The sequence below is a fragment of the Actinoplanes sp. NPDC049802 genome (assembly GCF_040656595.1).
Classification (GTDB): Bacteria; Actinomycetota; Actinomycetes; order Mycobacteriales; family Micromonosporaceae; genus Actinoplanes.
Window position 1 is genome coordinate 30,528 of sequence record NZ_JBFAMR010000020.1, and the last position, 23,407, is coordinate 53,934.

Annotated in this window: 24 protein-coding genes and 1 pseudogene; 13 read left to right on the plus strand and 12 right to left on the minus strand. The window is 71.0% G+C overall.

Annotated elements, in window-relative coordinates; all coding sequences use genetic code 11:
* The first annotated feature begins 43 nt into the window (after nt 1-43).
* The 9 genes from obgE (at nt 44) to AB0I88_RS16285 (ending at nt 9,123) form a co-directional block, all read left to right on the plus strand.
* Nucleotides 44-1,540 carry a GTPase ObgE gene (obgE, locus tag AB0I88_RS16245; protein ID WP_361024064.1) on the plus strand — a complete coding sequence of 499 codons (1,497 nt, stop codon included), beginning with the start codon at nt 44-46 and terminating at the stop codon, nt 1,538-1,540.
* Nucleotides 1,541-1,597: 57 nt separating this feature from the next.
* On the plus strand, nt 1,598-2,011 hold the full coding sequence (locus AB0I88_RS16250) for a GNAT family N-acetyltransferase (protein WP_361024067.1): 414 nt from the start codon (nt 1,598-1,600) through the stop codon (nt 2,009-2,011).
* A gap of 24 nt (nt 2,012-2,035) precedes the next feature.
* A complete protein-coding gene (gene pepN, locus AB0I88_RS16255; RefSeq protein ID WP_361024070.1) occupies nt 2,036-4,531 on the plus strand; it encodes an aminopeptidase N in 2,496 nt (831 codons plus the stop codon).
* A gap of 68 nt (nt 4,532-4,599) precedes the next feature.
* Nucleotides 4,600-6,102: an ATP-binding protein gene (locus AB0I88_RS16260; RefSeq protein WP_361024073.1), complete on the plus strand. Its 1,503-nt coding sequence runs from the start codon at nt 4,600-4,602 to the stop codon at nt 6,100-6,102.
* A 47-nt stretch (nt 6,103-6,149) separates the two neighbouring features.
* The gene (gene nadD / locus AB0I88_RS16265; RefSeq protein ID WP_361024076.1) at nt 6,150-6,755 is read left to right on the plus strand and encodes a nicotinate-nucleotide adenylyltransferase; all 606 of its coding nucleotides are present in this window, start codon (nt 6,150-6,152) and stop codon (nt 6,753-6,755) included.
* Nucleotides 6,756-6,795: 40 nt separating this feature from the next.
* On the plus strand, nt 6,796-7,197 hold the full coding sequence (gene rsfS, locus AB0I88_RS16270; protein WP_361024079.1) for a ribosome silencing factor: 402 nt from the start codon (nt 6,796-6,798) through the stop codon (nt 7,195-7,197).
* Nucleotides 7,194-7,826 carry a histidine phosphatase family protein gene (locus AB0I88_RS16275; protein ID WP_361024082.1) on the plus strand — a complete coding sequence of 211 codons (633 nt, stop codon included), beginning with the start codon at nt 7,194-7,196 and terminating at the stop codon, nt 7,824-7,826. The genes rsfS and AB0I88_RS16275 overlap by 4 nt, the downstream gene beginning before the upstream one ends.
* A 35-nt stretch (nt 7,827-7,861) precedes the next feature.
* Nucleotides 7,862-8,245 (plus strand): hypothetical protein, encoded by a 384-nt coding sequence (locus tag AB0I88_RS16280; RefSeq protein WP_361024085.1) that lies wholly within the window; start codon nt 7,862-7,864, stop codon nt 8,243-8,245.
* Between the two features lie 29 nt (nt 8,246-8,274).
* Nucleotides 8,275-9,123 (plus strand): DegV family protein, encoded by an 849-nt coding sequence (locus AB0I88_RS16285; protein ID WP_361024088.1) that lies wholly within the window; start codon nt 8,275-8,277, stop codon nt 9,121-9,123.
* Between the two features lie 472 nt (nt 9,124-9,595).
* On the opposite strand, the gene AB0I88_RS16290 is transcribed toward AB0I88_RS16285, so the two are convergent.
* Complete coding sequence (locus AB0I88_RS16290; protein WP_361024091.1) at nt 9,596-10,636, minus strand: hypothetical protein; 1,041 nt, start codon at nt 10,634-10,636, stop codon at nt 9,596-9,598.
* Between the two features lie 18 nt (nt 10,637-10,654).
* On the minus strand, nt 10,655-11,422 hold the full coding sequence (locus AB0I88_RS16295; RefSeq protein ID WP_361024094.1) for a putative protein N(5)-glutamine methyltransferase: 768 nt from the start codon (nt 11,420-11,422) through the stop codon (nt 10,655-10,657).
* Nucleotides 11,423-11,528: 106 nt separating this feature from the next.
* Between AB0I88_RS16295 and AB0I88_RS16300 the strand changes: the two genes are divergently transcribed.
* Nucleotides 11,529-12,383: a ComEA family DNA-binding protein gene (locus tag AB0I88_RS16300; RefSeq protein ID WP_361024097.1), complete on the plus strand. Its 855-nt coding sequence runs from the start codon at nt 11,529-11,531 to the stop codon at nt 12,381-12,383.
* A gap of 810 nt (nt 12,384-13,193) precedes the next feature.
* On the plus strand, nt 13,194-14,498 hold the full coding sequence (locus tag AB0I88_RS16305) for a recombinase family protein (protein ID WP_361024100.1): 1,305 nt from the start codon (nt 13,194-13,196) through the stop codon (nt 14,496-14,498).
* 25 nt (nt 14,499-14,523) lie between these two features.
* On the opposite strand, the gene AB0I88_RS16310 is transcribed toward AB0I88_RS16305, so the two are convergent.
* The 5 genes from AB0I88_RS16310 to AB0I88_RS16330 all read right to left on the minus strand — a co-directional run bounded on the left by AB0I88_RS16310 (nt 14,524) and on the right by AB0I88_RS16330 (nt 17,120).
* On the minus strand, nt 14,524-14,763 hold the full coding sequence (locus AB0I88_RS16310; RefSeq protein WP_361024103.1) for a winged helix-turn-helix domain-containing protein: 240 nt from the start codon (nt 14,761-14,763) through the stop codon (nt 14,524-14,526).
* 387 nt (nt 14,764-15,150) lie between these two features.
* Complete coding sequence (locus AB0I88_RS16315; protein ID WP_361024106.1) at nt 15,151-16,251, minus strand: hypothetical protein; 1,101 nt, start codon at nt 16,249-16,251, stop codon at nt 15,151-15,153.
* Between the two features lies 1 nt (nt 16,252).
* The gene (locus AB0I88_RS16320; RefSeq protein WP_361024109.1) at nt 16,253-16,474 is read right to left on the minus strand and encodes a hypothetical protein; all 222 of its coding nucleotides are present in this window, start codon (nt 16,472-16,474) and stop codon (nt 16,253-16,255) included.
* A complete protein-coding gene (locus tag AB0I88_RS16325) occupies nt 16,471-16,755 on the minus strand; it encodes a hypothetical protein (protein WP_361024112.1) in 285 nt (94 codons plus the stop codon). The genes AB0I88_RS16320 and AB0I88_RS16325 overlap by 4 nt, the downstream gene beginning before the upstream one ends.
* Nucleotides 16,752-17,120: a hypothetical protein gene (locus AB0I88_RS16330; RefSeq protein ID WP_361024115.1), complete on the minus strand. Its 369-nt coding sequence runs from the start codon at nt 17,118-17,120 to the stop codon at nt 16,752-16,754. Before AB0I88_RS16330 ends, AB0I88_RS16325 begins: the two co-directional genes overlap by 4 nt.
* A gap of 178 nt (nt 17,121-17,298) precedes the next feature.
* Here AB0I88_RS16330 and AB0I88_RS16335 point away from each other — a divergent pair, with 178 nt between their 5' ends.
* Entirely contained in the window at nt 17,299-17,487 is a 189-nt protein-coding gene (locus AB0I88_RS16335; protein WP_361024118.1) for a hypothetical protein, read from the plus strand.
* On the opposite strand, the gene AB0I88_RS16340 is transcribed toward AB0I88_RS16335, so the two are convergent.
* From AB0I88_RS16340 to AB0I88_RS16360, 5 genes are all read right to left on the minus strand, one after another.
* Nucleotides 17,484-18,095: a hypothetical protein gene (locus AB0I88_RS16340; protein WP_361024121.1), complete on the minus strand. Its 612-nt coding sequence runs from the start codon at nt 18,093-18,095 to the stop codon at nt 17,484-17,486. The genes AB0I88_RS16335 and AB0I88_RS16340 overlap by 4 nt on opposite strands.
* Nucleotides 18,096-18,368: 273 nt before the next feature.
* The gene (locus tag AB0I88_RS16345) at nt 18,369-18,626 is read right to left on the minus strand and encodes a hypothetical protein (protein ID WP_361024124.1); all 258 of its coding nucleotides are present in this window, start codon (nt 18,624-18,626) and stop codon (nt 18,369-18,371) included.
* Nucleotides 18,623-18,799, minus strand: a complete 177-nt coding sequence (locus tag AB0I88_RS16350; protein WP_361024126.1) for a hypothetical protein — start codon at nt 18,797-18,799, stop codon at nt 18,623-18,625. Before AB0I88_RS16350 ends, AB0I88_RS16345 begins: the two co-directional genes overlap by 4 nt.
* Before the next feature lie 147 nt (nt 18,800-18,946).
* A complete protein-coding gene (locus AB0I88_RS16355) occupies nt 18,947-21,142 on the minus strand; it encodes a phage/plasmid primase, P4 family (RefSeq protein ID WP_361024129.1) in 2,196 nt (731 codons plus the stop codon).
* Between the two features lie 131 nt (nt 21,143-21,273).
* Nucleotides 21,274-21,465, minus strand: coding sequence for a hypothetical protein (locus tag AB0I88_RS16360; protein WP_361024132.1), 192 nt, complete (start codon nt 21,463-21,465; stop codon nt 21,274-21,276).
* A gap of 327 nt (nt 21,466-21,792) precedes the next feature.
* On the opposite strand from AB0I88_RS16360, the pseudogene AB0I88_RS16365 reads away from it, so the two are divergent.
* Nucleotides 21,793-23,391, plus strand: a pseudogene (locus tag AB0I88_RS16365) (ComEC/Rec2 family competence protein); the annotation flags it as partial.
* Between the last annotated feature and the right edge of the window lie 16 nt (nt 23,392-23,407).

Below are 23,407 nucleotides of genomic sequence, written 5' to 3' on the forward strand. Positions count from 1 at the left end.
GAGACAGCACTGAGAGCCAGCCAGCAGCAGTAGGAGTCGCAAAGTGACCACGTTCGTCGACCGGGTAGTGCTGCACCTGCAGGCGGGTGACGGCGGGCACGGTTGTGCCTCCGTGCACCGGGAGAAGTTCAAGCCGCTCGGCGGGCCGGACGGCGGCAACGGCGGGCACGGCGGCAGCATCATCCTGGTGGTGGACCCGCAGCAGCACACCCTGCTGGACTTCCATTTCCACCCGCACATCAAGGCCAACAACGGCGGCGGTGGCGCCGGGTCGAACCGGGACGGCGCGACCGGCCGTGACCTGGTGCTCAAGGTGCCCGACGGCACGGTCGTGCAGACCGAGGACGGCGAGGTGCTCGCCGACCTGATCGGCGCCGGCACCGAGTTCACCGTGGCGCGCGGCGGCCGTGGCGGCCGGGGCAACGCCTCGCTGGCCAACGCGCGGCGCAAGGTGCCGGGCTTCGCCGAGCTGGGCGAGCCGGGCGACCGGCTGGACGTGGTTCTCGAGCTGAAGAGCGTCGCCGACGTCGGCCTGGTGGGCTTCCCGTCGGCCGGCAAGTCGTCGCTGATCTCGGTGATGTCCGCGGCCAAGCCGAAGATCGCCGACTACCCGTTCACCACGCTGGTGCCGAACCTGGGCGTGGTGCAGGCCGGCGATGTGACCTACACCATCGCCGACGTGCCCGGCCTGATCCCGGGCGCGGCCACCGGCAAGGGCCTGGGCATGCAGTTCCTGCGGCACATCGAGCGGACCTCGGTTCTGGTGCACGTGCTGGACGCGGCGGCGCCGGAGATCGAGCGGGACCCGCTGGCCGACCTGGACGCGATCGAGGCGGAGCTCTCGGCGTACGGGGGACTGGAGGACCGGCCGCGTCTCGTGGTGCTCAACAAGATCGACATCCCGGACGGGCGGGACCTCGCCGAGATGGTCCGCCCGGACCTGGAGGCGCGCGGCTACCGCGTCTTCGAGATCAGCGCGGTCACCCGTGAGGGCCTTCGCGAGTTCAGCTTCGCCCTGGCCAAGCTGGTCGCCGAGAACCGCGCGGCCAAGCCGGTCGAGGAGGCGACCCGGATCGTGATCCGCCCCCGGGCGGTCGACGACACCGGCTTCACCATCGAGCAGGACTCCGACGGCGTCTTCGTGATCCGCGGCACCCAGGTGGAGCGCTGGATCAAGCAGACCAACTTCGACAACGACGAGGCCATCGGATACCTGGCCGACCGGCTGGAGCGGCTCGGCGTCGAGGCCGAGCTCGGCAAGAAGGGCGCGCAGCCGGGCGACGCGGTGCGCATCGGCACGCGGGAGTTCGACTGGCAGCCCAACGCCGGCGAGTACGTCTCCGGCCCGCGCGGCACCGACTCGCGCCTCGAGGAGCTCGACACCCGCCCGTCCGCGGCACAGCGTCTCGCGGCCCGTAAGGCCCGCCGGGTCCGCAACGACGACGAGATCCAGCACATGGCCGCCGACGGCACGATCAGCACGGTGTCGAACTCGCAGCTGCCGGTGCTGGTCAACGACGACGACGACATCGAGGAATAGGTCGCCGGTCAGATCGGCGCAACCCTCCGGCAAGGGTGGTCACCTAGCGTCACCCTCGTGCTGATCGAATCCCGTCCCGCCCTCGACCCGGAGCTGGCCGCCCTGATCACCGGTGCGGCCTTCGGGGCCGGGGCGGGAGCTCTCGAGCCGGACGATGACCTGGAGTATCTGGTCGGCTTCGTCAACGGCCGGGCGGTCGCGTGCGGGGCGTGGCAGGCAGGTGAGCCTGGCGTGGCCGAGCTGCGGCGTCTCTTCGTGCGCCCGGCCTTCCGCGGGCGCGGCCTGGCCCGCCAGATGATCGTGGCGCTGGAGGAGGAGGCGCTCGCCGCCGGCCGCCCCCTGCTGCGACTGGAGTTCGAGGCAGGGCTGTCCGCGGCGGTCGGCCTCTACCAGTCGGCCGGCTACCGGCGGGCGCCGTACGGGCCGTACCGTGCCCGGTTCGAGAAACGCCTGCCCGCGTTGGTCCCCTAGAGCACGACGGGCATGATGGTCGGCATGCCCACCCTGACCCGTGCCGAGGCCGCCGACCGAGCGGCCGTCGTCGACGTCGAGGAGTACCACGTCGACCTGGATCTCACCGCGGACGGCGACACCTTCCGATCCCGTACGGTGGTCCGGTTCCGGGCGCGGGCCGGCGCCGCGACGTTCCTGGAGTTCGAGCCGGCCGAGGTCGCCTCGATGACGCTGAACGGCGCCGAGGTGCCGTCCGCGGCGTCCACCGGCGCCCGGCTCGAACTGACCGGCCTGGCCGAGGAGAACGAGCTGGTCGTCGACGCCCTGATGCGGTATTCGAACGACGGCGAGGGCCTGCACCGGTACACCGACCCGGCCGACGGGCGCACCTACCTCTACCAGCATCTGTTCATCAACAACGCGGGACGGGTGCTGCCCAGCTTCGACCAGCCCGACCTCAAGGCGTCCTTCCGGGTGAGCGTGACGGCACCGGCCGACTGGGTGGTGGCCACCAACGGCATGCTCGCCCGCCGTGACGGCGGCCGCTGGGAGTTCGCCCCCACCCAGCGGATCTCCACCTACCTGGCCAGCCTCATCGCCGGGCCCTACCACGTGGTGACCAGCGAGCACGACGGCATCCCGCTGGCGCTCTACGCCCGCGCCGCCCTCGCGCAGCACCTGGAGGCCCAGGCGCCGGAGATCCTCCAGCTGACCCGGCAGTCGCTGGACCGGTTCCACGAGATGTTCGACATCCGCTACCCGTTCGGGCACTACCAGCAGGCCTTCGCGCCCGAGTTCAACTTCGGCGCCATGGAGTACCCGGGCCTGGTCGTCTTCCGGGACGAGATGATCCCCCGCTCCAAGGTCACCGACAGTGAGCGGGAGCGCCGGGCCAACATCATCGCCCACGAGATGGCCCACATGTGGTTCGGCGACCTCGTCACCATGGCCTGGTGGGACGACCTGTGGCTGAACGAGTCGTTCGCCGAGTACCTGGGCAGCCGGGTCACCGCCGAAGCGACCCGGTTCTCCGACGCGTGGACCACCTTCGCGATGCAGCGCAAGGCCTGGGGACTGCGAGCCGACCAGCGGCCGTCCACCCATCCGGTCGCCCCGTCCGAGGTCTCCGACACCGACGAGGCCCTTCTCAACTTCGACGGCATCTCGTACGCGAAAGGCGCCGCCGTTCTCAAACAGCTCGTCGCCTGGCTCGGTGACGAGGCGTTCCTGACCGGGCTGAACGCGCATTTCGAAGCTCACGCGTACGGCAACGCCACCCTGGCCGACCTGCTCGGGGCCCTGTCCAAGGCGTCCGGTCGCGACCTGTCCGGCTGGGCCGAGGTGTGGCTGCGCCGCGCCCAGGTCAACACGCTGCGCGCCGAGGTGACCCGGGACGGCGCGGACTACGCCGAGGTGGCCGTGGCGCAGACCGCCCCGGACGGCTACCCCACGCTGCGCCCGCACCGCATCGGTGTCGGCCTCTACGACCGGTCGCCCGGTGGGGGAGTGGTCCGCCGCAAGCGCCTGGAGGTCGAGTTGGAGGCGTCCGGGCGTACCGTGCTGACCGCCCTGGCCGGGGAGCCGGCGGCGGACCTGCTGCTGCTCGACGACGGTGACCTGACGTACGCGAAGATCCGGTTCGACCCGGAGTCCGCGGCCAACGTACCGCTGCTCCTCCCGCTGCTGGACGACTCGCTGGCCCGCGCGGTGATCTGGGCCGCGACCCTCGACGCGGTGGTCGACGGCGAGCGCCCGGTCGCCGAGCTGGTCACCCTGGTCCTGGCCGCGCTGCCGGTGGAGACCGAGGTCGCCGTCGTCGAGGACGTGCTGCGCGCCACCCGCGGCCTGGTCGACCGGTACGCCACCCCGGAGACCCGCCCGGCCGCCCTGGAACTGCTCGCCCAGGCCACCGGCCGGCTGCTCGCCGCCTCGATGCCCGGCAGCTCCCGGCAGCTCGCCGCGGCCCGCGGGCTGATCGGCGCCACCACCGACATCGCCCGGCTGAAGGGCTGGCTGGCCGGCGACGGCGTGCCCGACGGGCTGACCGTCGACGCCGACCTCCGCTGGCTGATCATCTACCGGCTGGCGGTGCTCGGCGCGGCCGGTCCGGACACCATCGATGCCGAACGCGAGCAGGACCGCAGCGCCTCCGGCGAACAGTGGGCCGCCCGGTGCCGGGCCGCCCGGCCGGACGCCGCCGCCAAGGAGGCGGCGTGGGCCGCGGTCATCGGCGACGGGACGCTCTCCAACCGGCTCGCCGAACTCACCGCGGCCGGTTTCTGGCAGCCCGAGCAGCTGGACCTGCTGGAGCCGTACGCCGAACGGTACTTCGCCGACATGCCGGAGATGATGCGGGTGCGCAGCGGGATGAGCGCCGAACACATCGCCCAGGTGGCGTACCCCGCGGTCGCCGTGTCGGCGCGGACCCGGGAACTCGCCGCCGGACTGCTCGGCACGGCCGGGCTCAACCCGATCCTGCGCCGCGTGGTGCAGGACGCCGACGACGACATGCGGCGGGCGCTCCACGCCCGCGGCTGATCGGATTCGCCCGTCTCCACCCCCGTGACCTCGGCGTTTTCGTAGCCTGAGGTTTCGGGGGTGAATGCGTGGAGTGGTCCGAGGAACTGGCCGGAGGTCTGCTGCAGGCGGCGCCGGACGCGATCCTGGTCCTGGCCGCCGGCCACATCATGCTGGCCAACGATCGTGCCGGGCAGATGTACGGCTGGCCCGCCGGCGAACTCGTCGGCCAACCCGTCGAAGTGCTGCTCACCGACCGGTCCCGGGCGCTCGTGCCGGAACGGCGGCGCCTCATCGAGGAGAGCCCGCCCGGCTCGATCGGCCGGATCGTCACCACGGCCCGGCGGCGCGACGGCACCGAGTTCCCGGTCGAGTCGTCCACCACACTCGTCGACACCGCCCAGGGCCGGGTGGCCGTCGCCGTGGTGCGCGACATCACCGAGCGGGCACGTGCCGAGGAGGAGAAGGACCGGCTCCGGGCCGAGGCGCACACCCACCGCAGCCAGCGCCTGGAAAGCCTGGGCCAGCTGGCCGGCGGGATCGCCCACGACTTCAACAACATGCTCGGGGTGATCCTCAACTACGCGAACTTCGTGATCGAGGAGGCCGAGTCGGCCGAACCGGACGTCGCGATGATCGCCTCCGACGCCAGACAGGTCGTCCGGGCCGGCAAACGGGGCACCGACCTCACCCACCAGCTGCTCGCCTTCGCCCGCCGGGAGGTGGTCCGGCCGCAGCCGGTCGACCTCAACGTGCTCATCACCGCGACCCAGGAACTGCTGCGGCGTACCCTCGGCGAGCACATCAACCTGATCTTCCGGCCCGGCCCGGATCTGCCGATGGTCACCTGCGACCCCAGCCAGATCGAGCAGATGCTGGCCAACCTGGCCCTCAACGCCCGGGACGCGATGCCCACCGGCGGCAACCTGGTGATCGACACCGCCCTGCTCGACAACCAGGTGCGGCTGCGGGTCTGCGACTCCGGCCGGGGCATGCCGGCCGACGTGGCGGAACGGGCCTTCGAGCCGTTCTACACCACCAAGGGCAGCGCCGAAGGCTCCGGCCTGGGCCTGGCCACCGTCTACGGCATCGTCACCCAGGCCGGCGGCGAGGTGAGCCTCAGCAGCGAGGTCGGACTCGGCACCACGATCACCGTACTGCTGCCGGCCGGCGCCACGCCCGCCACCGACAGCGCCGCCGAACGGCCCGCCGCGACCGGCGGGCACGGGGAGACCCTGCTCGTCGTGGAGGACGAGGACGCGCTGCGGGACGTTGCCGGGCGGATCCTCACCGGCGCCGGGTACCGGGTGCTCGCGGCCGAAGGCGGCGCCCAGGCCCTGGAGCTGGCGGCCCGTCACAACGGGACGATCGACCTGCTCGTCAGCGACGTGGTCATGCCGGGGATGCTGGGCAAGGAACTGGCCGAGCGGCTGGTGGTCGCCCGGCCGGGGACACGGGTGCTCTACATGTCCGGGTACGCGCAGCCGGTACTGGCCTCGCAGGGCACCCTCGACCCCGGGGTGGTACTTCTGGAGAAACCGTTCACGGCCAACGACCTGCTCACCGCCGTACGCCGTCGTCTGGATGGTTGATCTTCACCCGGCGGCCCGTGAACCGCAACGAAAGATATTCTTCTCCGATGTCCGGAAAACGAGTGGGAATCATGGGCGGCACCTTCGACCCCATCCACCACGGGCACCTCGTAGCGGCCAGTGAGGTCCAGGCCAGATTCGACCTGGACGAGGTGGTGTTCGTCCCCACCGGCCAGCCGTACGAGAAGGGCCGCGTCTCCTCCGCCGAGGACCGCTACCTCATGACCGTCATCGCGACCGCCTCCAACCCGCGCTTCCACGTGAGCCGCGCCGACATCGACCGGGACGGCCCCACCTACACCGTCGACACTCTGCGGGACATGCGCGCCGTCTACGGCCGGTCGGCGGAGCTGTACTTCATCACCGGAGCCGACGCGCTGGGCCGGATCATGTCGTGGAAGGACGCGCTCACCATGCTCGGCCTGGCCCACTTCATCGGCGTCACCCGGCCGGGCTTCGAACTCTCCCGGGCGCACCTGCCGGCCGAGAGCGTGACCCTGGTCGAGGTGCCCGCGATGGCCATCTCCTCCAGCGACTGCCGTAACCGGGTGGCGTCCGGCCTGCCGGTCTGGTACCTGGTGCCGGACGGCGTCGTCCAGTACATCAACAAGCGGGGCCTGTATCGCGACTCCGGTGCCGCCGGGCCGATGTGAGACGCTTGAAGTCCGAAAACCCGACCGAGGGGACTCTTCTTTGCCCGTCACCGAACGCGCTCTTGAACTCGCACTGACGGCCGCCCAGGCCGCCGCGGACAAGAAGGCGCACGACATCTCCGTCATCGACGTCGCCGACCAGATCTACATCACCGACGCCTTCGTCATCGCCTCGGCGTCCAACGAACGTCAGGTGATGGCGGTCGTCGACGCCATCGAGGAAGCACTCGTCAACCTGCCGGAGAAGGCCAAACCGGTGCGGCGCGAGGGCCAGAACCAGGGCCGCTGGGTGCTGCTCGACTACGTCGACATCGTGGTGCACGTCCAGCACAGCGAGGAGCGTGAGTTCTACGCCCTCGACCGGCTGTGGAAGGACTGCCCGATCATCCCGTTCGTCGACCGGGACATGGTCGACGCGACGGCCGGCACAGAGGCGCCGTGACCCGGCTCATCGTCTGGCGGCACGGCAACACCGACTGGAACGCGGGCTCCCGCGTACAGGGGCAGACCGACGTGCCGCTCAACGACCTCGGCCGGCGGCAGGCCGTCGACGCCGCGGAACTTCTCGTCAGGATGCGCCCGGCCGCGATCGTCGCCAGCGACCTCAGCCGGGCCGCCGACACCGCGGCCGCGCTCGCCGCGCTGACCGGCCTCACCATCAGCGCCGACGAGCGGCTCCGGGAGCGGCACTTCGGCGAATGGCAGGGCCTCACCATGGCCGAGGTGGCCGCACAACGGCCCGAGGAACACGCCCGCTGGACCGCCGGCGAAGACGTCATCGGCGGCGGTGTGGAGACCCTCGACGACCTCGGCAAGCGAGTCTCCGACGCGTTGCAGGACGCGGCCCTGCTGGTCCCGCCCGGCGGCACGGTGGTGGTCGCCACCCACGGCGCCGCGGCCCGGCAGGGCGTCGGTCACCTCCTCGGCTGGCGGCGCGAGCAGTTGCGCACCCTCCGCGCGCTCCAGAACTGTCACTGGGTGGAGCTGACCCACGACACGGCACGCGGCTGGCAGATGGCGGCGTACAACGTCGGGATTCTCGCCGACCGTCCGGTTCCCCCGCCGGTCTGAGGGAACCGGCCTGATTCCGGTAACGTCTCACCACCATGCTGATCCGTAAAACCGTCGTCCCCGCCGCGCTGCTCCTGGCGCTTTCCGCCGGTTGCGCGAACAACAACACCCCCACCGACGCCGGCGGCGCCCCCGAGCCCGCACCCGCGTCCTCCAGCGCCGCCACGCCCGGGCCGTCGGCCTCGGCGCCCGCCGGCTCGACCACCCTCACCGGGACGGTGACCGCCGGCGTCGAGCCGGACTGCCTGCTCCTCAAGGACGGCACCGGTGACCATCTGCTCGTCTTCGACGACGAGAAGATGCAGGCCACGGTGCAGGTCGGAGCCGAGGTCACGGTGGTCGGCAAGGCCGATCCGGGGCGGATGACCACCTGCATGCAGGGTGAGCCGTTCCTGGTCTCCTCGGTGGCCACCAACTGACACCCGTCTGAATCAAGTACGTTGCCTGCATGTCCATCGCGGTCGTGACCGACTCCACCGCGTACCTGCCGGCTGAACTCGACGGCATGTATGACCTGACCATCGTGCCGCTCACCGTCGTCATCAACGGCTGGGACGGTCTCGAGGGCATCGAGGTCTCACCTGCCGAGGTGGCCCGCGCGCTGACCGCGCGCCGGGCCGCCGTCAGCACCTCACGGCCCGCGCCCTCGGCCTTCACCGAGGTGTACCGTCGCCTGCTCGACGCCGGAGCCGACGGCATCGTCTCGGTGCACATCTCCGCCAAGCTGTCCGGCACCTACGAGGCCGCCCAGCTCGCCGCCGCCGAGATCGGCCCCCGCGTCCGGGTGGTCGACAGCGAGACCGCCGCCATGGGTCTCGGCTTCCCCGCGCTCGCCGCCGCCGAGGCCGCCCGCAAAGGCCACGACCTGGAGACGGTGTGGCAGGAGGCCACCGATCACGCGGCCCGGGTCACCACCCTCTTCTACGTCGACACGCTGGAGTTCCTGCGCCGCGGCGGCCGCATCGGCGCCGCGTCCGCCCTGCTCGGCACGGCCCTGTCGGTCAAGCCGATCCTGCACGTCGACGACGGCGCGATCGTGGTCCGTGACAAGGTCCGCACCGCGGGGCGGGCGCTCACCCGCCTGGTCGACCTGGCCGTGGAAGCGGCCGGCGACGGCCAGGCCGACGTGGCGGTGCACCACCTCGGCACCCCGGAACGGGCGGCCGCCCTCGTCGGCGACCTCAGCGCCCGCCTCGGCGACCGGCTGGTCGACTGTTATCTGACCGAGGTGGGCGCGGTCGTCGCCGCCCACACCGGCCCGGGCCTGGCCGGAGTCGTGATCCACCAACGCCGCTGACCCCACGGTGGTCCATCACCACCTCACCTCCCGTTCAACCCTTTCCTGGTACGCCGTGAGCGCGGTCCGGGGAGCGAGCCGTTCAGGCCCTTTCGCCGGATGCCGTGAGTGCGGCCCGAATAGCCGGCCGTTCAGGCCCTTTCCCGGTACGCCGTGAGCGCGGTCCGGGGAGCGAGCCGTTCAGGCCCCTTCGCCGGATGCCGTGAGCGCGGCTCGCGCCGGGGGCTCCGGGTGGTCCGGGGGATCGCGTGCCACCCGCTTCCGCCCGGCGCGGGCGTTACGGTCTGGCGTGGCAGTGGGTCGCATTCTGCCCCGGGCGGGACCCGTAGCCCGTACCGAAAAAGGGAAGCGGGAGAGAAGCGCGGAGGCCGCGGCAGAGACCGGAATTCTCGCGGCCGTGGGTCGCGACGATGAGGGAAAGCAACGGCTCCGCATGCCGAGGATTCCAGCACAAGGGTCTGACAAAACGCTGCTAGCTGGGGAAACAGTCCCAGGAGGAGGCCAGCCAGCGAGCCGGGGTGTGCGCGGTGGCGGTGAGATGGGGGGCCACCTCGGACCATGGCAGGACCCGGTCGCCCAGTTGGACCTCGTCGGCCTCCGGGAGCAGCATGGGGGTGTCGCGGGGCCAGACGGCACGGGTCCGCCAGCCTTCGGCCGGGGAACCGCTCAGGTCGACGGCGGCGAAGGGCAGGGCCGGATCGGGCGGCTGGTGGGCGTATTCATGGAGGGCCAGCAGGCACTCGGCGCGACGGACCGTCCGGTGCAGGGGATGCTCCGGCGAAGCGGAGTAGGGGATGGTGCAGCCGCGGTCGTCACTGGTGTAGGCCATCGGGCTCAGGGCGTGCGGGGACGAGGCGAAGATCGTCTCCGCCTCGGCGAAGAGAGCCGGCAGGTGCGGGCTGCCGTCGGCGGTCACCAGGAGGGTGCCGCGTTCCGGGGCGAAGGCCACCGGGGCGCCGCCCACCTGGTCGGCCAGACGGGACAGCCAGCCGTCCAGCAGCAGGTGGGAGGTCCAGTAGGCGTTGCCGTCGTCGACGAAGCGGACCACCACCGGTCCGGTGGCCACACCCTGGAGGACGGCGCCGGTGAGGTTGCCACGGGCGGTCGTGAAGATCCGCTCGGCACGGACGTCCCAGATCTCGCACTGAGCCGGGGTGACGTAGGTCATCGTGTCGGGCTGGTCGACCACCACGAACTCGGACAGGAACGGCAGAACCGGCCGGCGCAGCGGCGCGCCCGGGGCAAAGCCGCGCAGCACCGGGCGCAGCAGGGGCGCCGCGTCCTTCCAGACGGCCGGAATGGGTTGCAGACCCGCGATGAGGGTGTCCAGGTGACCCCGGTCGCTCAGCAGCGGCGCCAGGCGCAGGATGGTCGGCTCGGTGTCGTCCGGGGCGGTGAACCGGACCTCGAACGACGCCGCGTGGTAGCGGGCGTCACGAATCCCGGCCCGCCGCAGCCGCCGGATGACCTTCGCGGCCAAGCGGGCGCGGGCGATCCTACGGAGCAGGCCCACGGAATCCCTCTTCTTACGTCAGGGTTGGCGCGACACGATCGCGCGGGCGTCGAGATCATCGTCGGTGGTGATGGTGGGCGTCAATCCGTTCCCGGCGGCGGCCGCCAGTGCCGGCCCGGTCTGCGCCTCGGTGATCTCGGAGATCAGCAGACCGCCCGGGGCCAGCCAGTGGGCGGCCCCGGCCGCCACCGCCCGGAACACGGCCAGACCGTCGTCGCCGCCGTCCAGCGCGGTGCGCGGCTCGTGGTCGCGGGCCTCGGCCGGCAGGAACGGCAGGTGCCTGGTGGCGACGTACGGCACGTTCGCCAGCAGCAGGGTCACCCGGCCACGCAACCCGGGCGGCAGGGCGGCGAACAGGTCGCCCTGATGGACCGCGCCGCCGGGCAGGTTGTCGCGGGCGCACGCCACGGCGACCGGATCCACGTCCGCGGCGTGCAGGACGATGCCCGGCACCCGGTGACGCACGGCCAGGCCCAGAGCCCCCGAACCGCAGCAGAGGTCGACGACCACGTCGCCCGGACGGACCGCGGCGGCGCCGAGACGCACGAGCAACTCGCTGCGAACCCGGGGCACGAACACGCCGGGGCGCAGGCGCACGCGAACCCCGCAGAAGTCGGCGTAGCCCACCACCTGCTCCAACGGCTCGCCGGCTGCGCGCCGCCCGACCATGGCGGCCAGATCGTCGGCGCCGGCCGAGGCCTCGGCCAGGATCTCCGCCTCCTCTTCGGCGAACACGCAGCCGGCGGCACGGAGCCGGCTGATCGCGGCGCCCTGGACATCTGTCACACGCAGTCCTTAGCACGAATCGGAGGGCCCTGGACGGTTGTCCACAATGCCGCGTCGTCCACAAGGCCACGAGCGGGGGAACGCGGATCGCTCCTACGGTCGGGCCGTGCGAGAGGCGAAGGATAGCGGTGACGTCGTGGGGCAGCGGCTACGGGCCGTGCTCGACGGGGGCGCGGCGCCGTCCGGCGGGCCGCTGGAGTGGGCGGACATCATCCCCGCCTGGGCGGCGGAGGAGGACGATGTCTCCCCTTTAGAGAGCCGTTCCTCCGGCGGTTCGCCGGCGGGGGACGTCCCGCCCGGCGCCGGCTCGAGCGCCTTGCCGGGTGAGGGCGCCTTCGGGGGTGGACGGCGGCAGTGGCTGCACGCCTTCGATCCGGGGCGGCCGGGGGTGCGGGCGCTCGGCGCGGTGGCGCTGGCGGTGGTGCTGATCGCGGCGTTCGTGGCCTGGCGGGCCCGGCCGCGCGTCGATCCGGTGGACGCCTCCCCGGCGGTCGCGCGGATCTCGGCGGAGCCTCGGCCGGCGTCCTCCTCCGGTGAGGTGGTGGTGGCGGTCGGCGGCAAGGTCCGGCGGCCCGGCCTGGTGCGGCTCAGCCCGGGCGCCCGGGTCGCCGACGCCCTGGCCGCGGCCGGCGGAGCCGATCCGGGTGTGGACGTGGCGATGCTCAACCTCGCACGGAAAGTGGCCGACGGCGAGCTCATCATGGTGGGGGTCACGCCTCCGCCGGGCGCCGTGCCGGCCGCCGGGCCGTCGGCGCCGGGCGGACCCGGGTCGTTGGTGAATCTGAACACCGCCACCCTCGCCGATCTCGACGGGCTGCCCGGCGTCGGGCCGGTTCTGGCGCAGCGGATCCTGGACGCCCGCGACGCGCAGGGCGGGTTTCGGGCGGTCAGCGATCTGCGGAAGGTGGACGGCATCGGGCAGGCCCGGTTCGAGCAGTTGAAAGACCTGGTGACGGTCTGATGGGGGTGGCCGTTCCGGATCTGCGCCTGGCCGGGTTCACGGTGGGGCTGTGGCTCGCGGCGCTGGGCGCGCTGCACCTGTCGACGGGCTGGGGGCTCGTGGCCGGGATCAGCGGTCTGGGGTGTGCGGTGGCGCTCGCCGCGGTGCTCCGGTCCGTCGCGCTGCGGTGGATCGGTGTGGCCGTGGCGCTCGGGGTCGGCTGCGGGGCGGTCGCCACGGCGGCACGGATGTCGGTGCGGGAGACGCCGGCGCTGTCCGTGCTCGTGGAGTCCGGCGCGACGGTTCGGGCCGGGCTCGTGGTGCGCGACGATCCCCGGCTCATGGCCCGCTCGGCCGGACCGCCGACCTATCTGGTGGCCGTCTCCCTGGAGACGGTGACCGCGGAGGACGCGCCGCCGGTCCGGCTCTCCGCGCGGGCACTGGTGCTCGGCGCCGATCCGGGCTGGCGAGGGCTGCTGCCCGGGCAGCGGGTCACGGTGACCGGGCGTCTCCTGCCGCCGCGGCCGGGGGATCTGCGGGCCGCGGTGCTGTCGGCGCGGACCCCGCCGCTACCGGAGGGCCGGCCGTCGTGGGCTCAGCGCGGCGCCGGTGTGCTGCGGGCGGGACTCCAGCGGGCCTGCGAGCCGCTGCCGGACGACTCCGGCGGCCTGTTGCCCGGGCTGGTGGTGGGTGACACCAGCCGGCTGGATCCGGCCCTGGAGGAGGACTTCCGCACCACGGGACTCACGCATGTGATGCCACGATTAAGGCGTGATTACCGCTGCGATCTACGTACGAATCTCGTCCGACGTGACCGGGGAAGGACTCGGCGTGGCCCGGCAGGAGGCCGACTGCCGCGCGCTCATCGAGGCGCGCGGGTGGGCCGTGGGGGACGTGTACCGGGACAACGACACGTCCGCCTACTCCGGCCGCGTCCGGCCCGAATACGAGCGCCTGCTCACCGATATCGAGGCAGGCAACGTCCGCGCCGTGGTCGCGTGGCACGGTGACCGCCTCCACCGGTCCCCGCGCGAGTTGGAGCGGTTCATCGACCTCGCCGAGCGGACCGGGCTCCGCATCGAGACCGTGAAGGCCGGAACCGTCGATCTGTCCACGGCGAGCGGCCGGGCCGTCGCGCGAACGCTCGGAGCGTGGGCGCGCTTCGAGAGTGAGCACAAGAGCGACCGCATCCGCCGCAAACTCGCCGAGAACGCGGCGGCCGGGAAGCCGCACGGCGGACTTCGCCCGTTCGGGTGGGAGCCGGACAAGATGACGATCCGCGAGAGCGAGGCGGCCGTTCTCCGCGAGTCCGCGAACCGCATTCTCGCCGGAGAGCCCATCCGCGCGATCATCCGTGACCTGAACGAGCGCGGGCTCTTCAACGCGAGCGGAACGCCGTGGACTCACCCGACGTTCCGGAAAGTCATCATCAACCCGCGTCACGCCGGACTCCGCTTCACGAACGGGCAAGAGGTCGGCCCGGCCGCGTGGCCCGCGATCATAGAGCCGGAAACGTGGCGCGCGGTCTCCCGCACTCTCACGAACCCGGAGCGGGTGACCACGCCGGGCCGTGGCGGGAAGCTTCACCTCCTGTCCGGCATCGCGTTCTGCGGCGTGTGCGGCGCTCCGCTGCGAGTCGGGCACTCGAAGAGCACGAAGGCTTACCGCTGCTTCGTGAAGGCGTGCGTCTCGCGCCGCTCGGACTACTTCGAGGAATACGTGGAAGAAATCATCATCGAGCGTCTGAGCCGCCCGGACGCGGCGGCGCTGCTCGTCTCCGATGATGACGGGGGAGAGCGCGAGCGGGCCGCTCAGGAAGCCGAGCGGGTACGCCACCGGCTCGATGAGGCGGCTCTCGCCTTCGCCGGTGGGCTCATCACCGCGCGGCAGCTCTCCACCATCACGGAGCAGCTCCGGCCGCAACTCGCCGACCTCGAAGCCGCCGCCGCGCCGCCGCCGGACCGGGCGAAGGTACTCGGCCGGCTGATCGGCTCCCCGGACGTGCGCAAGGCGTGGGAGTCCCTGAACAGGGACGCTCAGCGCGCCGTGGTCCGTCTCCTGCTCTCCATCACCGTGAACCGTGGGCGGCGCGGACCGGGATGGAGCGTGGACGGGATCGAGATCGAGTGGCGCTAATTCTTCGCCGGAGCAGTGACTCTCGTCATCGCTCCGTGGAGGAAATGACGTACGTGCCACGCTGCGGCGCGGTCGCCACGAGCCCGCGCTCTCGGAGCAGGCGGACGGCCGAACGGACCGTTCCGCGTGCCACGCCGTATTCCTGTTGAAGTGTCGATTCGCTCGGAATCGGATCGTTCACTTTGTAGTCCCCGCGCTTGATCCGCTCCGCCAACAGGTCGGCGAGCTGCACATATAGCGGAGTCTGCGCGAGCGGATCAATCACCTCTCGAACGCTAGAACGTCCTGAACGACCACGTACGTTGGATACGTTCTAGACGTCTAACTCGTACAGGACGTACAGTCCGCTCTAGCCCGCTGTGGGGGTCGGCCGACCCGTGACTCCCGGCTCCCACGGCGGCAAAGAGGGGGTGACAGCGTGGCGATCGAGGACTTCCCGAACACAACCCGCATGATCACGCGATCCGTGATCACTCAGCACGAAATGTGGGGCCGCCGGTGCCGGAACTGTCGCGATGACGGGACGTGCGAGCTGCTCGCATGGGCGCGGCTCGTAGTCGCGTCTTCCGGCCTACGGCATCCCCACACCTGAGCGAACACACGAGAACGGCCCGCGTCCGGAGGCAGGTGGACGCGGGCCGTTCGGTTTGAGTCAGCGAGCGGCTTCCGCCTTCGCCGTGCGTCGCGCGAGCCCGCCGAGCGTCTCCGCCACGCGGGCGCGAGACTGCCGCGCCTCATCGAGCGCCGCGCCCATCGCGAGCACGGAAGCGCCGTTGAAGAGCGCGGACGTGCTCGCCGCCTCCACGGTCTGACGCACCCGATCGATCTCCGCGAGGTCTTCGAGCGCCGCGCCGAGTTCGGCGATCACGAGATCCAGCCGCGCGAGGCCGTGGGCCGCGTGCTCGTGGAGGTAGGCGAGCCACTCCTCCCGCTGCTCCGTGATCGTCCCGGCCACCTCGCGCCGGACGCTCTCCACGGCATCCCGCGTGCCATCGGCGAGGGCTTGCGCCGTCTCCGCCTGCTCCTGCCGCTCCCGCACGATCGCGGTCACGGCCGCCGCGTCCGGCGTCTCTCCGGCCGCCGCCGCCTCCGCCACGGCGCGGCGAGCCTCCGCCGGAGCCTCGCTCGCCGCCTGCTTCGCCTCGCGCGCCTCCCGATCGAGACGCTCCGAGTGCGCCTCGATCGAGGCGAGCCGCGCCATGCTGGCCCGAACCTCCGCCGGGACGTGCCGCGCGGGCACCGTGCCGCGCCGGGTGCGGACTTCCTTGCCCGTCCACACCTTCGGAGCCTTCGCGCCGGGAGCGGCGGGTTCGAGGGTGCGCGTGTCCGGCGCGGGGAACGGCTCCGTGGCGTTCCACAACGCGGTCCGGTCCTGCTCGTAGAGCCGCTTCGCTTCCGCCTCGCCTTCGGCGTTTGCGAGCGGGCACATGGTTGCGTTGCCCGCTTCGGCGTTCAGCGCGCCGGAGCCGAGCATTCCGTGACCGAGGATGGAGAACGCGCCGCCACCGGCGCGGAGAACGGCGTGAACCTTCGGCGCGCTCGCCTCCACGCCCGGATTCATGCCGTCGCGCGCCACGCTCACGTCCGGGAAGCAGGTGCAGTCCGGAAGCTGCCCGGCCTCGCGTGCGTAGTGCATCGCGGAAGCGAGAACGTCCGGAGCGCCGCCCGTGTAGTGCATCGTCTCCATGTCCACGGTCCACACGCCGAGTTCCGGCGCGTAGCGCACGCGGCGATCCTGCCCGATGAGTTTCATGTCATGCCTCGCCTTCGGTGGTGGGGATTGCGCCGCCGCCCATGAGAGCGAGTCGGTATACGTGCTGGATCTCGGCGATCTCGTCCGCCTGCCTCGCCTGCCGCGCGGCGAGGGCCGCCCGGCGCGCATCGAGCCGCGCCCGCGTGGATTCCTCCCACTGCGCCGCCTCGCGCGCCTGCTCGTCCTGCCGCGCGGCCCATTCCTGCCAAACCGCGTCCGTCATGCCGCGTCCTCTCCGTTCAGGTAGGCGAGCGCCGCCGCGCCGATCTCGGCGAGGCACTTCGGGCAGTCACCGCGCCGCCGGGCCGACTGCCGGGGGATGGGCACTGATTCGGCCGGCTGTTCGCCGTCTTCCTCCGCGAGCCACCTCCGCGAGTCCTCCGCCGCGCGCTCCGTGGCTACCTGTTCGGCGAGGTCACCGCGCATCCGGCGCACGAGGGGGCGGCCGTGGGTCCGGCAGGTGCCGAGCGAGCCGGAGGCGGCTCCGAAGGCGAGCGGGCTCACTGCGCGGCCTCGCTCATCTCGTGCTGAACCACGATCGCGGCCGGGAGCCGGAGGCCGTAGAGCTGCACGCGGTCGCGTTCGAGGGTGGCGAGCGTGTTGATCACCTTCACGGTGTCTCCCACGGAGAGTTCCTCCGAGGAGAGCAGCGCGGAGAGCCGCCGCGTCCAGCCGTTCAGGCGCGCTTCCGACTGCCGCCGTAGGGTGTCCGCCTCATGCGCGGGAACGCGCCGGAGAGCGTCCCCTACGCGGCGCGCAGCGGTCGCACGGGACACGTCTAGGCGGTCCGCGATCACGTCGATGGAGTGTCCGGCGTTGCTGAGTTCGAGCGCGGCGATCTCCTGCTCTCGCCGCTGCCCGGCCGTCATTCTGGGCATAGTCTCATTTTAAGTTACTAAGTATCACAAAGACTAACTAAAAGTATCAAAAAGAATGCACCATAATGCGCCTACTGTTGTAAGCGGGCTGCGCGATCTCCGGCGTTCTGGCCTCGCGCGCCCGCTCTCTCTGGTTTTCTGGTGGTGACCGCTGCGAAGAGGGGGAGTCATGCCGAAGCGCCCGGAAGTGCCCGCAAGGACTCTCAAAGTTGGACAGACGTTTTATCCGGACGGCGATGCGCAAGTGATCACTAAAATCACAATGGTGATCGAGCACAAGAGTCCGGGAGACGCGAACAATCCGGATATCGAGACGGCCACTACGAATTTCACGCCGGACTACGAGGTTGAGGTTTAGCGGTCCTCGCCCTGCGACAGTTGCCGCATGAGGCGCCTCCTGCGCCGCCGGTATGCCCGCGTGCCGAGTCGTGTGGTCGGAGGCGGTTTCATTGGGATCGCGATGCTGTCTAGGCGCTCCTGTGCTGTGACGAGGTCTTTCCTGATCTCTTCCCACTGCGAATTGATATCAGCGATGCGGTTCTCGCTCTTCGGAATGTGCAGAGCGTAGACGGGGCGGATCGTCTTATCGAGATGCTGAATCCTCGCCGTGACGGCGGACCATACCGGAGCGTTTGGTTTCATGAGGCGCACGCGGCGGTTCAGGAGATGCATCCGCGTTGTCAGTTTGTGCAGCTCGATTATGGCCGCGTTGTGCTGATCGCTCATCTCCTTCCGGAACTCTTCCTCGTGTAGCTCGCTGTCTTTCACCGAGAAATGCAAAACGGCGGTTTGGTAGGCATCGCTGACTGCCTGCGGTAGTTCCTCGTGGAGCAGGGTTGCTAGCTCCACCATGTCTTTCTCCCACCGCTCCAATCTCCGGGTTCGCCGCTGCACCCACGGAATGATCAGGATTTGCACGAGCGCGGTCACCGCGAGGGTGATCAATCCACCGAGGAGAACATTCACGTCCTCGAAGGTAAGACGAACGCGCTCGTCCATTCGTCCGGCCGGGGGACGAGGACGAACGCCGGGCCGGACGCGTCCGCGAGGTACCTCGTCCGGGGACGTATCGCCTGCTCAGGACGCGTCCACTGGACGTGCCTACCTCCTAAGTTCTGAGGAACTAGCCTCGCGCCTGCACATGCTTTTAGCTGGGGAAACGGCCTCCGGCGACCTAGGTCAAGGCCGGACGCGTCCATCCGTCCCCGCGTCCGGCGAGGGACGCGGGGACGGACGAACTCACCGGGACGCGTCCACGCGGACGGGACGGAGCCACCGGTACGTCCCCGGCCGCCGGACGATCCGTCCGTCCACCGGGACGCGGGACGGACGAACGCCTACCGCGTAGATCCCGCCCCCGGCGGAGAGCCGGGCTCCGGCGGCCGTGCGCAGCGGCTCGCCTGCCGCGTCCCGGTAGAGGGCCGTCCGGCGGATCGCCTCGATCTCGTGGCCGTCCAGCGGGCCGCCCTCGAACACGAACGGGTAGCGGGGGATCACGGGGCAACCTCCGGCCGGAGAGCCTCCACGATCGCCGGAGAGGCCGGGACGGAGCCGTACTCGGTGAAGACCTCCACCACCTCGCCTCCGGCCGTCTCGAAGCCGATGACGCGGGATGAGCGGTCTCCGGAGGCGGAGAGGACGTAGAGCGGGTGCGTGACCTCGAAGAACATGGGATCTCCTCCACGGGGGATGGAGCGAGCCGGCCGATCGGAGGCGGCTCGCGCGGGTGGCGTTCCCTGTGTTCCGTCTCCATCCAAACTTCCCCTAGAAGCTCTTCGCGAGGAGAGTTTGTAAGTAGACGGAACACAGGGAACGGGCTAGCTGGCCTCGCTGAACGCGAGTCCGACGTACGCGCTCACCGTGGCTCCAAGCGCCTTCGGCTCCGCGCCCGGCCACGCCGGAGCGGGCCGCGAGCCGCCGGGCAGCGTGGCGCGGACTTTCTTCGCCTCCACGAAGGCCGGGAGCCCGCCGTGACTGCGCATCCGCTTCGCGAACTCCTTCGAGGACATGGCCCGGTGACCGTTCGCCGCCGCCCACCTCGCGTACTCCGCGTACAGCTCCGTAGCGACAACCCACCGGCCGGGATCGAGGCTGCACACCTCGTCCACAAACCGGAGAATGTCATCGGAGTCTTTGCGCCACTTCGCCTTCGCCTGCTCCACGGACTCCGGATCGAGCGGCAACCGCTGCTCGTTCTCGTACCACCGGACCGCGCCCGCGACGATCCACGCGAGGGCCGCTCGCCGCGCCTCATCCGTATCGAGATCGCGCTTCAAGCCCTCATCGCCTTCGCGATCGTTCTCCCGCTCGATCGCCTGCCCCGGCGCGCGGAACCGGAACGGGAACTCCACGCGAGCGAGCCGCCGCCACGCTCCATCCCCCGTGTCCGTCACGGTGGGCGCGTGGTTCGTATTCAGGAAGATGGAGTGCGTGGGCTTCCACGAAACGATCGGCCGGTAGAGGTTGCGGCCCTCGATCTCCTCCGCGTCGATGAGTTCCTTCGCCACCTGAGCGTCTAGGTAGCCTTCCTCCGGCGTCTCCTCCATGTAGGCGAGCCGGACTCCACGGAGCGTCATTTTCTCCGGCGTAGCGCTTCCGAGACTCTTCCCTTTCAGGAGGAGAGTGTTCGGCACCTTCGCCGCGTACCCGCCGAGCGTTCGGAAGATCGTGCCCATAAGCGCCGTCTTCCCGTTCCGGCCCACGCCGGTTAGCAGGATCATGCGTTCCGCGCTATGCCCGCTCGCCGCCTGCCCGATGTTCAGGTGGAGCCAATCGAGCGCGTCCGCCGGGACGGCTTCGAGCGCCTTCGTGAACGCCTTCGCCTCCGCGCCGGGCTCGTACTCCACGGTTGCGACCTTCGTGAAGTAGAGCGCCGGATCGTGCTCGGAGAGTTCGCCCGTGCGGAGATCGACCACGCCGTTACGCACGCTCAGGAGATCCCGGTGGGTATCGAACACGGAAGCGTCCCGCCGGACGGCTCCGTTGTTCCGGGCGAGGCGGAGCACGGCATCGAGCCGGTTCGCGCTCTGCACGCGCCGCCATCCCTCGATCTCGAACGTATTCGTCTCCTGCCCGGCGGACGCGGCCTCGCGCTCTTCTTCGAGCGCGCTCCGGTACTCATCGCGAGCCCACAGACGCAACTCTTCGAGAACCACGCCGTCCTCTACCGGCTCCCACACGATCCCGGACCACCGGAGCCACCCCAGACCGGACGTGAAGACGTACGAGCCGGAGAGCACATCGGAGACCGCGACCTCCGAGAGGTACGAGTCCGTGAACGTGTCCTCCTTCGCCTGCTCCGCCGGAGGCTTCGAGGACGCGGCGGCAAGGAAGTCCGCCAGCGTGCCACCGGCCGCGAAGAAGTCATCCGCGCCTTTCGTGGGCTCGCCGTTCACCTCGCCCGGCGTGATGAGGTAGCGAACCTTCGCGCCGCGCGAGCGGAGCCAGCGTCCGAGACGGCGCATGGCGCGGAGGACGTTCCGGTTCGTGCGAGCGTCCGCATCGAAGCAAACCGTCACCTCGCGTCCGCGAAGCGCCACGTCCTCCCAATCGCCGAGCGTGCCGAGCGTGCTCCGCCAGTTGAAGACTCCGAGCAGCGCGACCGTGCAGAGACCGCGCGAAGTCATCGAGTCCGCCGTCTTGATGCCTTCGGTGACGTAGAGCGGCACCTTCACGTCACGGATGGGCGGAACGATCGCGTCCGTGGCGAGAACCGTCCAGCGCGGGTGAACGTCAAGCCGGATGCTCTGGCCTTTCGGGCTCGCGTACTTCATCCGCTTGCCCTCGCGGTTCGGAACGGCGTTGCGCGGCTTCAACTGAGCGGACACGTGCCGCCCGGTAGGGCCGTACATCGGGAGCAGCAACGCCGGAAAGTACGAGTCTTCGCGCGTTGCCCACCGGGGGAAGCCGAGAGCTTCCACTTCGCGGCGGGGATCTTGGTTCGCCGTGGTGGGCCGACCGATCGACGTGTATCCGCGTTCGCGGGCCACCTCCGGATCGATGGCGGACTCCACGAGTAGCTCCCGCCGGTGGTGATCAAAGAGGAAGTGACCAGCGCTTTTACCAGGAACTGAGGTAGAATCGGGGGTAGAGATCGAGTGCGCGGAGCGGCCTTGCTGGGGAGTGGGGCCGCTTTCGTTTGCCGTCATCGCACCGCACCTCCGAAGAGCGTGCGGAGCTTCGAGACCTGCTCCGGCGTGAGTTCCGGCGCACGGTCCACAACGGCTTTCACTGCTCCGGCGAGGTGGGCGCGGCGCGCTTGTTCGCGGCGCTGCTCCGGCGTGAGTTTCTCGGATCGGGCGCGGCCTCCGAGTGCGCCGCGTTCCTTCGTGCTCATCGGCACGGTGGCTCCCTAAGAACGGGAACGCCGAGCGGGACAGCGCATCCGGCGCTAGTCCCTGCTCGGCTCTCCCGTCCGGGCGGAAGCCGTTCGCGCGGTTACTCGGCTGTGGGCGATGCACTCCATCCGGAGGCCAATCCCACGCCTACCCGCGCTAGCGAGCGTTCGTGATGCCTCCATGCTAGCTAAGCGCTAAGCCGATTGCTAACCAAGAACTTAGTAAGAACGTGCTCTGAGCTGGGGATTTACTAAGTCTCTAGTAGACGGAGCCGCCCGAATCCTTACTAAGTGCCTGCTCAGAGTTCCCGCCTTAGTTGCGCAGTGACACACTTGACCGCGGTCTCCGGTACGAACGTCGCGATCGTGCTGGGCGTGGTGCTGTTCGTGGTGCGGCGCTTCCCGGCCGGGCCGGTTCTCTGCGCCGTGGTGTGTGCGGTGGCGCTCGCCGGGTTCGTGATCCTGGCCCGGCCGTCGCCGAGCGTCATCCGGGCCGGCGCGATGGGCGCCATCGGGCTGCTGGGGCTGGCCGGCGGACGGCCACGGGCGGCGGTGCCCGCGCTCGCGGCCGGGGCCGCGGCACTGCTGGTCGTCGACCCGGAGCTGGCCGCCGACCCCGGGTTCGCCCTGTCGGTGCTGGCCACGGCCGGGCTGTTGCTGCTCGCGCCGGTCTGGCGGGACGGGCTGCGCCGGTCCGGGTGCCCGGGCGGGGTGGCCGAGGCCCTGGCCGTTCCGGCCGCCGCCCAGGTGGCCTGCGGGCCGGTGGTCGCCGCCATCTCCGGCACCGTCAGCCTGATCTCGGTGCCGGCCAACCTGGTGGCGGTTCCGGCGATCGCTCCCGCCACGCTGCTCGGGGTGAGCGCGGCCGTGCTCTCGCCGGTCTGGCCCGCGGCCGCCGAGTTCGCGGCCTGGCTCGGGCACTGGCCGGCCGAGTGGCTGGTGCTCGTCGCGCACACCGGCTCGCGGGTGCCGGCGGGCGCGTTGCCCTGGCCGGACGGTGCGGCGGGCGGGCTGCTGCTGGCCGGGCTCACGGTGGCGTTCCTGGTGGCGGCGCGGCGGGCGGTCGTGCGGCGGCTGGCGGCCGTGGTGGCGCTCGGGGCGGTTCTCGGCGCGCTGCCGGTGCGGCTGCTGTCGCCCGGGTGGCCGCCGCCCGGCTGGTTCGTGGTGGCCTGCGCGGTGGGGCAGGGGGACGCCGTGGTGCTGGCCGCCGGTCCGGGCCGGGCCGTGGTGGTGGACGCCGGTCCGGAGCCGGACGCGGTGGACCGGTGCCTGCGGCGGCTCGGTGTGCGGCAGGTGGCGCTCCTGGTGGTGAGCCATTTCCATGTCGATCACATCGGAGGCGTCGACGGAGTGTTCCGCGGGCGGGAGGTGGGCGCCGTGATCGGGCCGGACTGGCCGGAGCCGGCGGGCGGGCGGGCCGCCGTGGAGACGATGGCGGCCGAGGCCGGGCTCGCGGTGGGGGCCGCCGGGCCCGGGTGGGCGTACTCGGTCGGTGGCCTGCGGTTGGAGGCGCTCGGCCCGATCACGCCGATGCGTGGCACCAACTCGGATCCCAACAACAACTCGCTGATCCTGCGGGCCTGGGCCGGCGGCCGTTCGGTGTTGTTGCTCGGGGATGCGGAGACCGAGGAGCAGGAGGATCTCGTTGCGGGGCTGGGCCCGGCGGGGTTGCGGGCCGACGTGATGAAGGTGGCCCACCACGGCAGCGCGCTGCAGGCCACGGCGCTGCTGGACGCCGTCGGGCCGGCGGTGGCGCTGGTGTCGGTCGGGCGGGACAACGACTACGGGCATCCGAACCCCGGTGTGATCGGGCGGATCGCGCGAGGCGGGGCGAGGGTGCTGCGCACCGATGAGTCCGGCGACGTGGCCGCGGTCATCGTGGAGGGCCGGTTGGCGGTGGCGGCCCGGGGAGAACCGCCGCAATGACTCTTTCCGGGCGGAG